Origin of the sequence: Agrobacterium sp. RC10-4-1 (assembly GCF_014138475.1) — a bacterium.
Classification (GTDB): Bacteria; Pseudomonadota; Alphaproteobacteria; order Rhizobiales; family Rhizobiaceae; genus Agrobacterium; species Agrobacterium pusense.
The window spans coordinates 277,934-290,059 of sequence record NZ_JACJIT010000006.1; the positions used below are offsets into that span (position 1 = coordinate 277,934).

General features: G+C 58.3%; 8 protein-coding genes. 4 read left to right on the forward strand and 4 right to left on the reverse strand.

Annotated elements, in window-relative coordinates; translation table 11 throughout:
• Positions 1-90: 90 nt before the first annotated feature.
• Genes FHW77_RS18330 through smoA form a run of 3 tightly spaced genes read left to right on the forward strand, consistent with a single transcriptional unit; the run spans position 91 to position 2,665 of the window.
• Positions 91-1,248 (forward strand): LLM class flavin-dependent oxidoreductase, encoded by a 1,158-nt coding sequence (locus FHW77_RS18330; protein ID WP_064263039.1) that lies wholly within the window; start codon positions 91-93, stop codon positions 1,246-1,248.
• Positions 1,248-2,141, forward strand: coding sequence for an aldo/keto reductase (locus FHW77_RS18335; RefSeq protein ID WP_142186547.1), 894 nt, complete (start codon positions 1,248-1,250; stop codon positions 2,139-2,141). The genes FHW77_RS18330 and FHW77_RS18335 overlap by 1 nt, the downstream gene beginning before the upstream one ends.
• Complete coding sequence (smoA, locus tag FHW77_RS18340; RefSeq protein WP_004438731.1) at positions 2,141-2,665, forward strand: NADH-dependent FMN reductase SmoA; 525 nt, start codon at positions 2,141-2,143, stop codon at positions 2,663-2,665. The genes FHW77_RS18335 and smoA overlap by 1 nt, the downstream gene beginning before the upstream one ends.
• 69 nt (positions 2,666-2,734) lie before the next feature.
• Here the strand turns inward: smoA and FHW77_RS18345 are convergent, their stop codons facing one another.
• The 4 genes from FHW77_RS18345 to FHW77_RS18360 all read right to left on the reverse strand — a co-directional run bounded on the left by FHW77_RS18345 (position 2,735) and on the right by FHW77_RS18360 (position 10,173).
• Positions 2,735-5,875, reverse strand: a complete 3,141-nt coding sequence (locus FHW77_RS18345; RefSeq protein WP_182590639.1) for an efflux RND transporter permease subunit — start codon at positions 5,873-5,875, stop codon at positions 2,735-2,737.
• A complete protein-coding gene (locus FHW77_RS18350; RefSeq protein WP_182590640.1) occupies positions 5,872-7,170 on the reverse strand; it encodes an efflux RND transporter periplasmic adaptor subunit in 1,299 nt (432 codons plus the stop codon). The genes FHW77_RS18345 and FHW77_RS18350 overlap by 4 nt, the downstream gene beginning before the upstream one ends.
• Positions 7,171-7,452: 282 nt before the next feature.
• The gene (locus FHW77_RS18355) at positions 7,453-8,649 is read right to left on the reverse strand and encodes a polysaccharide biosynthesis/export family protein (protein ID WP_182590641.1); all 1,197 of its coding nucleotides are present in this window, start codon (positions 8,647-8,649) and stop codon (positions 7,453-7,455) included.
• A gap of 399 nt (positions 8,650-9,048) precedes the next feature.
• Positions 9,049-10,173, reverse strand: coding sequence for a glycosyltransferase family 4 protein (locus tag FHW77_RS18360; protein ID WP_111814049.1), 1,125 nt, complete (start codon positions 10,171-10,173; stop codon positions 9,049-9,051).
• A 416-nt stretch (positions 10,174-10,589) separates the two neighbouring features.
• Here FHW77_RS18360 and FHW77_RS18365 point away from each other — a divergent pair, with 416 nt between their 5' ends.
• Positions 10,590-12,116, forward strand: coding sequence for an ABC transporter substrate-binding protein (locus FHW77_RS18365; protein ID WP_112416275.1), 1,527 nt, complete (start codon positions 10,590-10,592; stop codon positions 12,114-12,116).
• Positions 12,117-12,126 lie beyond the last annotated feature (10 nt).

A 12,126-nucleotide genomic window follows, 5' to 3' on the forward strand; every position in this document is an offset into this window, starting at 1 on the left:
TCCACCCAAAACAAAAATTGATACATCATTGATTTACATATTTCTTGATGTTATGCAAGAACAACGAGAGCGGCCCTGAGGAGGAATTGCATGACCGTCGTACCCGTTACATCCGCTGATCTCGATGCTGCTGAGGTCTCCTGGTTTTCCGCTTTGTGTTCCGATGATTACGCCTATCTCGGCGTGCCGGATGGAAGCCTGCGTTCCAGCTTCGAACATTGCTCGGATATCGTCAAAAAAGCTGAGGAACTTGGCTTCCGCAACATTCTCTGCCCGTCGTCCTATCAGGTGGGGCAGGATACGCTGAGCTTTGTCGCCGGCTGTGCGCCGATCAGCGACCGTATCAATTTCCTTGCCGCTATCCGCTGTGGCGAAATGCAGCCGATCATGCTGGCGCGGACCGTCGCCACGCTCGACCACATGCTGAAAGGCCGCCTGACCCTCAATGTCATCAGCTCGGATTTTCCGGGCGAAGTTGCCGACAGCGCCTTTCGTTACAAGCGCAGCCACGAGGTCGTCGAGATTTTGCGGCAGGCCTGGACCCGCGACACAATCGACCACGACGGCGAAATCTACCAGTTCAAGGGCGTATCGACCGAGCCGGCGAAACCCTACCAGCAGAATGGCGGCCCGCTTCTTTATTTCGGCGGTTACTCTCCAGATGCCCTTGAGCTCTGTGGCGCACAATGCGACGTCTATCTGATGTGGCCGGAGACGAAGGACCAACTGGCGGACCGCATGCGCGCCGCCAACGAGCGCGCTTCCGCCCATGGCCGCACGCTGGATTATGGTCTGCGCGTCCATATGGTGGTGCGCGATACTGAAAGGGAAGCCCGCGAATATGCCGAACATCTGGTCTCCAAGCTCGATGATGAATACGGCCAGCTGATCCGCAACCGCGCCCACGATAGCGGTTCACTCGGCGTGTCGCATCAGGCACGGGCCCGTGAACTCGCTGACAAGTTCGGTTATGTCGAACCCAATCTGTGGACCGGCATCGGCCGGGCGCGCTCCGGCTGCGGTGCAGCACTTGTCGGCTCGACGGATCAGGTTCTTTCGGCGCTGGAGGATTACCAGAAGATGGGTATCCGCGCCTTCATCCTGTCCGGTTATCCGCATCTCGACGAGGCGGAACATTTCGGCACCAAGGTGTTGCCGCAGATGAAAACCTGCTCCCTGCCGCATGCCTATGGCCGGGTGCCTTCTGAAACGCCAGCGACGCCGCTCGGCAACGGGGAACGCCACTGATGGAACGTATCGCTCTTTCTGACACACTCGAACTCAGCCGCATCGTTTACGGCATGTGGCGCATTGGCGACGATGCAGACACCTCGCCGGCGCATGTACAGGCGAAGATCGAGGCCTGCCTAGCGCAGGGCATCACAACCATGGATCAGGCCGATATCTATGGGGGATACACGGCAGAAGCCATTCTTGGCGCCGGATTGAAAGCCGCGCCAGGACTGCGCGACAAAATCGAAATCGTCACCAAATGCGGCATCGTCGCCCCGGCCGGCCGCCATACTGCCGCCCGCGTCAAGCATTACGACACGACCGCGGTCCACATCAACGCTTCGGTGGAAGCGTCGCTGCGCGACATGGGAACGGATCACGTCGATCTGCTGCTCATTCACCGCCCCGACCCGCTGATCGACGCGGAAGAAACCGGCAAGGCACTTGATGCCTTGGTGGCGTCGGGCAAGGTCAAGGCGGTTGGCGTCTCCAATTTCCGCCCGTGGGATTTTTCGCTGCTGCAATCGGCCATGAGCAACCGGCTGGTGACGAACCAGATCGAAATGAGCCTGCTTGCCACCGATTCCTTCACGAATGGCGATCTCGCCTACCTGCAGGAAAAGCGCATTTCGCCCATGGCCTGGTCGCCGCTCGGTGGCGGTTCGCTGTTCTCCGGCGCGCATGGCGGCACCATGGCTGCCCTGCAGCGCGTCGGCAAGGAACAGGGCGTCGACGCGACGGCCGTCGCGATCGCCTGGCTGCTGCGCCATCCGGCAAAGATCGTGCCGGTGCTTGGCACCAACAATCTCGAACGCATCAAAACCGCTGCCGATGCGCTTCGCGTGACGATGGACCGCCAGACATGGTTTGAACTCTACACCCTTGCGATTGGAAAAGAGGTGGCGTGATGACAGTTGCAGAAGCGATCAAGATGCCCAATGAACATGTATTCGTTCCCGGCGGCGAAAACAGCCGCAGCTTTCGCAATGCGCTCGGCGCTTTCACCACCGGTGTTACGGTGGTAACAGCCACGACCCCGGAAGGCCCGATCGGCATGACGGTCAACAGCTTCGCATCCGTCTCGCTCGATCCGCCGCTGGTGCTGTGGTCACCTGCGAAAAGCTCGTCGCGTTATCAGGCCTTCAGCGGCGCGACCCATTTCGCTATTCATGTGCTGAGCGCCGATCAGGACGTGCTGAGCGCCCGCTTCACCCGCAACGGCCGTGCTTTCGATGATCTTGACTGGGAATTGAACGATGAAGGCGTACCGGTCATCCCCGGAACGCTGGCCCGTTTCGAATGCCGGCAGGCGGCGGCCCACGATGCGGGCGACCACACCATCATTGTCGGTGAAGTGCTGCGCGCCGCCCATCGAGATGGCGATCCGCTGTGCTTTTCGGGCGGAGCCTTCGGGCGGTTTGCCCGGCAGTAGTATGCTCCGGCCGGACTTTCATGATCTTCGACAGATATTCGAGTCGCCGATGCGGCTCGAAAATCTTTGTCAAGCGGCAACAGAGTCTGGTTCGCCTGTTGTTTGCGGCGTTTGCGGCTCGGCGTGTTTTTCCGTCGCTTTGTTGCGGGAAAATAGCCCTGTGAGGAAGCGGCCGAAGCGGTCCATTTCCACGAAGATGACAGGCGTGATGAACAATGTCAGCAATTGCGAGACGATGAGACCGCCGACCACCGCGATGCCGAGCGGTTGGCGCAGTTCTGAACTGGCGCCCGAGCCGAGCGCGATGGGAAGAGCGCCAAGCAATGCGCAGAATGTCGTCATCATGATCGGGCGGAACCGGCGCACGCAGGCTTCGTGAATGGCGGTGGCGGGTGGTTCCGCTTTTTCGCGCATCAGCTCCACCGCCACGTCGATCATCATGATCGCGTTTTTCTTGACGATGCCGATAAGCATCAATAGCCCGATCAGGGCGATGGTGGAGAAATCCATGCCCATTACCTTCAGCGCCACAAGGGCGCCGAAGGCCGCTGCCGGCAGACCGGAAAGAATAGTCAGCGGGTGGATGAAGCTCTCATAGAGAACGCCGAGAACGACATAGATGGTGAGCACCGCCGCCAGAATGAGGATTCCGGTGTTCCCTTGGCTCTGCTGGAAGATTGCCGCCGTGCCGCCATAGCTGGTGAAGACATCCTGCGGCAGGCCTATCGTGGTCTTGAGCTGGTCGATCCGACTTGTGGCGTCGGAGAGTGCCACACCATCCGGCAGGTTGAAGGAGATGGTGGTGGAGACGAGCTGGCCCGTTTGATTGATGGTAACAGGCGCTTGCGTCCGGGTGAGAGCAGCGAAGTTGGAAAGCGGCACCAGTACGCCCGTTTTGGCCGAAAGAATATTGATGTCGCTCAGGAAATCGTCATTCCACGGCTTCGAGCTGTCGAACTCGACAATGACGTCGTAGCTGTCGCCGGTCGACTGGATCTGTGCGGCGGTGTAACCGCCGAAAGACATTTCCAGTGTCTTGCGCAGCTGATCATTGGTAATCCCGAAGGCAGCGGCTTTTTCCGAATCGACCGAAATCGTGGCGGCGATGGCGCCGTTTTGGGCATCCGAGGTGACTGACGTGAAGGTATGGTCGCGGCGCATCGCCTCCATCAGCTTGTTCGACCATTCATTGGTGATATCAGCGTTCAAGCCCTGCACCACGAGCTGATATTGGCTGGCGGAGCTGCGCCCGCCGAAACGCAGGCTCTGCTGCGGGTTGATGTAGGTGCGGATGCCCGCGACTTTCGAGCTGGCCTGGCCCAGTTCCGTCAGAACCTGGCTCAGAGGTGCACGCTCCTCCTTGGGCTTGAGTTCGACAAACATCGAGCCGTTGTTCAGCGGATTGCGCGAATTGCCGCCAACGATGGATGTAACGTGGACCACGGCCGGATTCTTGCGGATATGATCGGCAACCTGCGCCTGGAGATCGCGCATCGCCGTGTAGGAAATATCCTCTCGCGCCTGTGTCGAAACAGAAAGACGGCCGATGTCTTCCTGGGGGAAGAAGCTGGAGGGCAGCACTTCGAATAGATAAAGAGATGCCGCGACCGAGGCGAGAAATGACGCCAAAACAATACGGCGATGGGAAAGGCACCAGCTCACGGCGTTTCCATAGGCACGAAGCGTCCGCTCGAAGCCGGCATCGAACCAGCGGATGATCGCCGGTGGCCGGGAGGAGTGGCCGGAAAGGCGCGAGGCGAGCATTGGCGTGACCGTCAGCGATACCAGAGCCGAGGCCATGATGGCGAGCGTGACGACCATGCCGAATTCATTAAAGAGCCTGCCGATCACCCCGCCCATCAACAGAATGGGGATGAAGACGGCGACAAGCGAAATCGACATGGAGAGGATGGTGCTGCTGACTTCCGCCGCACCCTGCAGCGCGGCTTCCCGCATCGGCAGCCCCTCTTCGTGCAGGCGCAATATGTTTTCCAGCATGACGATGGCATCATCCACCACAAGACCTACTGACAGGGTGAGCCCAAGCAGGGAGATATTGTCGATGCTGTAACCCAGCACATACATCGCGCCGAAAGCCGTGATCAGCGACAACGGCACGGCAAGACCCGGAATGACGGTTGCCGTCAGATGCCCGGTGAAGAGGTAGATCACTGCCACCACCAGCCCGATGGTCAGGAACAGGGTAAACTGAACGTCGGAAATCGCGTCCTTGATCGCGGTCGAGGCGTCGTTCATCACGTTGATGTTGACGGAGGGTGGCAATTGCTGGTGAAGCGCCGGCAGCTTGGCCTTGATGGCGTCCACGACATCGACGGTGTTGGCATCCGGCTGCCGCTGAACGGCGAGAACGATGGCCTGTTCGCCGTCGAACCAGCTGCCCGCATTGGTGTTGTCAATGCTGTCGGTCACGTTGGCGATATCACCGAGGTGAATGGGTGCACCGTTGTTTGTCGATACGACCAGCGAACGGAAGGCGGCTGCGTTCGTGCGCTGGGTATCGGCCTCGATCGTCAGGCGCTGATTATCGTTCTGTAGTGCGCCGACGGGAACCTGATTGTTCGCCTGGGCAATGGCGGTGGTGACCGTATCGACGCCGAGGCCTCTTGCCTGAAGCTGCGCCGGATCCAGCCCAATGCGCACGGCATAGGTCTGCGCACCGTAGATACTCACCTGCGCCACGCCGGAAATGGTGGAAAGGAGCGGGGAGATGATGTTCTCGGCGATTTCATCGACCTTGCTAGTGGGCATCTCCTTGCTGTTGACCGCAAGCAAGAGTACCGGGGCATCGGCCGGGTTCGTTTTGCGATAGCTGGGCGTCGTCGTCATATTGCTCGGCAACTGCCGTTGCGCACGGGAAATCGCGGCCTGCACGTCGGCAGCGGCCGCGTCGATATCGCGGTTGAGATCGAACTGAAGCACGATCGAGCTGTTGCCAAGCGTATTGGTGGCGCTGATCTCGCTAACGCCGGGAATTGTCTCGAACTGCTTGACCAGTGGCGTGGTGACCGAGGTGCCCATGGTTTGCGGGGAGGCGCCGGAGAGTGATGACGACACGTTGATCGTCGGAAAATCCACCTTCGGCAAGGCCGCGACCGGGAGCAAACGGAAACCGGCAAGGCCTGCCAGAACGAGGCCGATGGCGAGAAGCGTGGTGGCGACGGGCCTGTTGATGCAAAAATTCGGGATCATTGGCGGCCAGCCTTTACCTGCGGAATATTGGCGGCCATATTGCCTGCCGCCCCGCCCTTGTCGGAAAATTGCTCGATCACGAGCTGGCCGTCGGCGAGTTCCGACTGGCCCTCGACGATGATATGCTCTCCGCCATTAAGGCCGCGCGCAATGGCGGTGAGGTCGCCGTTCGAACGCGCGACCTCAACTGGCGTCATATGAGCATGATGATCGCCATCGACCGTGTAGACAAAATTGCCCTTCGGTCCGGGTCTCACAGCGACCGTCGGTACGACGACCATTTCGTCTTCGGAAACAAAATGCGCGGTGACGTTTACGGACTGACCGGGCCACAAAAGGCCGCGGTCGTTCTTGAACTCCGCCTTTGCCAGCACTGTACCGGAGGTCTGGTCCACAGTGTTGTCGTAAAAACGCAGTACGCCGCGCATCGCCTCGCCGCCGGTCGCCGCAGGGTCGACATCAACTGCCGTATCTTCTGCTACGCCTTCGCGCAATTGCGGCAGATAGCGTTGAGAGAGCCGGAAACTGACCGAGATGGGGTCGTATTTCGTGATCGTCACGACATTCACGCCGGCACTGAGGTAAGCTCCCGGGCTGACGCTGATATCACCCAGTCTCCCATCGAAGGGAGCACGGATTTCCATATGTTCCAACGCTACCTGATCGGACGCAAGTGTTGCGCGGTCGGCATCGATCTTGGCGCTGGCGCTGTCCCGCGCCGCTCTGGCCTGATCCAGCACCTGCTGTGACTCGGCGCTCTGCTTGACGAGGTTGGCGGCACGCTGAAAAGCGGCTTCAGCCTGTTCAAGTGTCGCCTGGTCGGCGGCGATATTCGCCTTGTCCTTGTCGACCGCCGCACGGGCAATTCGATCGTCCATCTTGAGGATCAGATCGCCCGCCTTGATGTGCTGGCCGTCCTTTGCCTCGATTTCGGTGACGAGGCCGGCCTGGAGCGGTGCGATATTGGTGATGTCGGCTGCTACCGCCCACCCTGTTGCCGCCGCGTCCATTGGCAGCGTCGCCTTACTGACCGAAATGGTGCTGACGGTCGGTGGTCCGCCATTGCGCCGCCCACCGCCCTGCCGTTGCCCCTGTTGTGCGCCTGGCTGGTCATTGCGGGAGGATTGCGGTTTTGCATTTGCAGTCGTCTCTGCGGTTGCGGTCTCTGCCTGCGGTGGAATGCTGGCAAATTGTTTCAGATAGGGAATTTGATCGAGCGGCAGGCGGTCCTTGAAATACCACGCGCCGGCGGCTGCGATGGCAAGAACGCTGAGGGCGGTCCAGAAACGTTTCATCTGACGGTTCCGCGTAATGAAGGCGATACATGTTTCCCGACATGTGCGGCAAGCCTTGGGAGCAGCTTTCCTCCACAAGACACCCAATACGCTGCGAAATCACCTTAAACTTTTGTAATGGCAGTAACCGTACGCGAGGGCCGTTTGCCCTGCCGTACAGGAGCTGAAGCGGATCGCGCTCGCAGGCAACCCCGCCATTGCGCGTATTCTTCGCGCCGGTTGGTACGGGAAAAGGCCGCCTCGTGTCCGGGGTGGCCTATTGCGCGACGCGATACGCCGAGGTCAGAAAGCCCGGATGGCGTTGCGGGTGGCCAGCACATCTTCAGCAACATTGCCTGTGGTGGCGGGCACGGAGCCGACGAGATCCAGGAACTTGTAGAGTTCGGTGGCCTGCGAGTTCGTGACATAGATGATGTCGCGATCCTGCATCGGGAATTTCGTGCTGGCAAAGAAGGTCGAGGGATCGCGCAGATTGGCACGGAAAATGACCGGAACGTCCTGGCCAGCGAATTTGGACGTGTTGATGCCGAGCTTCAAGAGAAGATCGCGCTTGACGATGCGGTAGACGTAGACTTGGGCGGGATCTGCCCGGGAGTCGAGCAATCCGCCCGCCTTGCCAAGGGCGTCCGAGAGCTTGAGATCGGCGTCCTCGAACTCGAAACGGCCGTTGAGGCCGGAAGCGCCGAAGGCGAGATAAGTGCGGCGCTCCCGCTCCACCATGATGGTGTCGCCCGGCACCACATAGATGTTTTCAGAAGGCGTGCTGACAAGGTGATTATAGTTTACGCGGGCCGTTTTCCCGCGCCGAATGAGCGTGACATAGGACTCTATGTTGGGAGCACTCAGGCCTTTCGCGTAAGAGATGACGTCAAGAACGCGATCACCTGCTTCCGACAGCTGCACCTTTGTCGGCTCCTTGACATCGCCCAGAACCGAGGCCTGTGCGGAGCGGCTGGAAATCTTGGTGATCAGAACCTGCGGCTCGATGGCGCGATTTGCCAGGCGCTCCTCGATTTCACTCTGCACATCCTCGACATTGCGGCCGGTTGCGCGGATCTTGCCGGCATAGGGAACGCTGATATTGCCTTCCCGGTCGACCGTCTGGTTTGGGAGGCTTATGAAGTTACCCGGGCGACTGCCTGCATCGTTTGGAATGAACAGGCCGCCCGCCTGGCTTTCGAAAATCGCAACCTGGACTACGTCGCCGACACCCATCGGCAATGCCGGGACGCCGCCCTTGCCACCACCGAAGCTGCCGAGCAAGGTGGTCGTGGTGGTATCACCGACATAGTTAAGGACGGAGCTGTTGATGTCGATAAGCGCATAATCCACGCCTGCGGTCTTTTTCTTGTCCTTTGATCCGAATTTTACGGAGGCGTTGGATTCGATTGTGGCTGCGTCGGGGCCAGATGCCGCTGTGACAGTGCAGCCTGCCAGAGCCGCAGAGGCTAGCAGAATCGAAACATTCAATAAACGCATTTGGTCCTCAAGATGAATATCGTCCGAAAGCAGGAAAAACGGACACGTATAGGTTTTTAAAAAATTATCACTTCGTAAATAACCCGGTAAAGAAAGTCTCAGCCGGTTTGCATTTGTTCAGAAAGGATAGGATTGAAAAACGTGTTGAACTGCGAAAGTAATATGCAAGTTTGGAGCGTAATTCAATTTTATTAAGGTATCTCGGGCTAAATCTTGTGTATTGCCTATGTTATGCAAGACGCACTGTTTTAGTTTCGTTGCAATTCAACATTCGTCCGCCCACTATCATCTCTGTGATTGCTGCATTGCGCTAGTGCAGTTTTGTCACGCTTATGCAGTTTTTTCCTTTGTCGACACCATGTAATCAGTTTTGATAGTCGAGTTTCACTTTGCAGGCGATCATGCCCGTTCAGCGAGCGCGAAATTGACGGTGTCGGCAAATTCCCTCAGGAAGCGTTCCCGGGAGAAACGGGCGGCATTGTCGATGCAGGCGGTCTTGTCGAAGCGGTCGGAATTGTCGACGAACTCCTGCACCGCGCCGCAGATCGCTTCAGGCGTCTGCTCGCGGAAATAAAGGCCCGTGGGCTGGTTGGAGCCGCCGAGCGGGATGACGGTTTCCAGCACGCCGCCCTTGCCATAAGCGATCACTGGTGTGCCCAGAGCCTGGGATTCGACGGGCACGATGCCGAAGTCGTCTTCCGCCGCGAAGACGAAAGCCTTGGCTTCCGCCATGTATCTGTGAAGCTCCTCATTGCCGACAAAACCCAGGATTTCGATATTGGGAGTTGCGATATCGCGAATGCGCTTCATGTCCGGGCCGTCTCCGATGACAACGAGGCGCCTGTCGGGCATTTTGGCGAAGGCTTCGACGATCAGATGCACTTTTTTGTAGGGCACCAGCCGTGATGCAGTGACGAAATAATCGCCCTTGCGGTCAGAGGGAGAGAGGTGGGAGGTATCCACCGGGGGATAGATCACCGTGGAATCCCGCCCATAACACTTGCGCACCCGGTTGCGGATGAATTTGGAATTGACGGTCATCAGGTCGACACCGTTGGCGGTGCGGATGTCCCACATGCGGATATAATGAAGGATGGCGCGGGCGATCCACGAGGCGAAGCCGTGCGTCAGCCGCGTTTCCTTGAGGTACTGATGCTGAAGATCCCACGCATAACGGATGGGGCTGTGGATATAGGAAACGTGAAACTGGCCCGGCCCGGTGATGACGCCTTTGGCGACCGCATAGCTTGAGGAAATGACGAGATCATAACCGCTCAGATCGAATTGCTCGATGGCGAGCGGCATCAACGGCAGGTAAGAGCGATATTTCTTCCGGGCGAAGGGCAGCTTCTGGATGAAGGAGGTATTGACCGGGCGGCCGCCGAGAAAACCGCGATCACGCTCGCTCATGAAATCGACGAGGCAGAAAAGATCTGCCTGAGGATAGATTTCGAGAAGGTTGTGAAGGACCTTTTCAGCCCCACCCCTATCGGTGAGCCAGTCATGGACGATCGCCGTCTTCATAGTTTCCTCAATAATATCAACGTAATGAAAATTTGTAATCCGACCTGGAAATTAGCCGGCAGTATCGAATATCAATCTTGCCTTCACCCGCAAAAGCGCGGCTGCGAAGACGAAACAATGCAAAAATAATATGGACGCAAGGTTATGTCTGTCGGAATCCTGTCCTGCTCCGTCTCTTGAATAGCATCTTGTTCGCAGATGCGAAATATCCCGCTTCCTAATTTCCTGACATCTGTGCCGACCCAGCGTCCGCCGTGGCTGCCGAAAGTGCCCGGGGCGGGCGGTTTGTAACCCCCTCGTTCCGGTAATTAGTCCTCCTCGCTTCAAGGTTATTGACAAGGCGTGGCAGCAAGATATTCTGTTATAAAGATGCATATAACATAATAATGGAACACAGAAGAGCTGGGAGCTTGACCATGAGACGTAAAATTGCATTTCTCGCCACCGCCGCTTTGTTGCTTGCGCCTGGTGTGATGATGGCCCAGGAAAAGGGCGGCGTGATCAATGTCGCCACCATCGGCGAGCCGCCGACACTGGACCCCATGGCGTCTACCGCCGATCTCGTCGGCATCGTCACACAGCACATTTTCGAAACGCTCTATACTTTCGACAAGGGCTGGAAGGTGACGCCGCTGCTGGCGGAAAGTCTTCCCGACATCAGCGCAGATGGCAAAACCTACACGATCAAGCTTAGACAGGGCATCAAGTTCCATGACGGCAGCGACATGACGTCTGAAGATGTCGTCGCCTCGCTCGGACGCTGGATGAAGATCGCCTCGCGCGGCAAGCAGGCCGCCGGCTTTATCGAGAATATTTCCGCACCCGACGCCGGTACGGTGGCGATCACCCTCAAGCAGCCCTATGCCCCGCTCACCTCGCTGCTCGCGTTCAACAATTCCGCGGCGATCATCCTGCCGGCCGAAAAGCAGGCGGAGCCGATGGCCGAATTCATCGGCACCGGTCCCTATATGCTGAAGGAACGCAAGGCCGACCAGTATATCCAGCTCGTGCGCTTCGATGGCTACAAGTCCCGCGGCGGCGAAAGCGACGGTTACGGAGGTGCGCGCCATCAATATCTCGATGAAATCCGCTTCGTTCCGGTGCCTGATCCGAACACCCGCGTCGAAGCCGCCGTTTCGGGCCAATACGACTATGTCGATTCCATTCCTGTGGAATCCTTCGAGAAGGTGAAGTCGTCCGCCGCCTCGCAGCCGTTGATGCTGAAGCCCTTCGGCTATCCGGTCTTCGTCTTCAACACCAAGGAGGGACTGTCCTCAAAGCTTGAGGTTCGCAAGGCGGTGACGGAAGCGCTGAACATGGAAGACATGCTCGCGGCGGCTTTCGGCAGCCCGGATTTCTACGCGCTCGACGGCGCTTATTATCCCGACAACTTCTCCTGGCATTCAGAAGAAGGTGTCGAGGGCAACTATAATGTCGGCAATCCGGAAGCCGCCGCCGAAAAGCTGAAGGCGGCCGGTTATAATGGTGAGCCGCTGCGCATCCTTACCAGCCGCCAGTATGAGTTCCATTACAAGATGGCGCAGGTTGCTGCAGAATATCTGAAACTGGCCGGTTTCAAGGTGGATATGCAGGTGGTGGACTGGGCGACGCTGACACAGCGCCGCGCTGACCCGAAGCTCTGGGATATTTATATCAGCCACAGCCCGTTCCTGCCGGAACCGGCACTGATGGGCGCGCTTTCCACGAGCTCGCCGGGCTGGTGGGATACGCCGGCACGCAAGGCTGCGGTTGATGCCTTCACTGCCGAAGTCGATCCGGATAAACGCATCGCTCTCTGGGCCGACGTTCAGAAGACGATCTATGCCGAGCTGCCGCTTCTCAAGATCGGTGACTTCAATGCCGTGGCCGCGAAGTCCAACAAGCTGGAAGGCGTCGATCCCGCTCCGTGGCCGTATTTCTGGAATGCCTCGGTCACAAAATAAAGCCCGGACG

Bases quoted from the DNA above. Each gene is read 5' to 3' on its own strand.
- FHW77_RS18355 (WP_182590641.1), bottom strand. From the start codon at position 8,649: ATGCGTTTATTGAATGTTTCGATTCTGCTAGCCTCTGCGGCTCTGGCA.
- FHW77_RS18345 (WP_182590639.1), bottom strand. From the start codon at position 5,875: ATGATCCCGAATTTTTGCATCAACAGGCCCGTCGCCACCACGCTTCTC.
- FHW77_RS18330 (WP_064263039.1), top strand. From the start codon at position 91: ATGACCGTCGTACCCGTTACATCCGCTGATCTCGATGCTGCTGAGGTC.
- FHW77_RS18335 (WP_142186547.1), top strand. From the start codon at position 1,248: ATGGAACGTATCGCTCTTTCTGACACACTCGAACTCAGCCGCATCGTT.
- FHW77_RS18350 (WP_182590640.1), bottom strand. From the start codon at position 7,170: ATGAAACGTTTCTGGACCGCCCTCAGCGTTCTTGCCATCGCAGCCGCC.
- FHW77_RS18365 (WP_112416275.1), top strand. From the start codon at position 10,590: ATGAGACGTAAAATTGCATTTCTCGCCACCGCCGCTTTGTTGCTTGCG.
- FHW77_RS18360 (WP_111814049.1), bottom strand. From the start codon at position 10,173: ATGAAGACGGCGATCGTCCATGACTGGCTCACCGATAGGGGTGGGGCT.
- smoA (WP_004438731.1), top strand. From the start codon at position 2,141: ATGACAGTTGCAGAAGCGATCAAGATGCCCAATGAACATGTATTCGTT.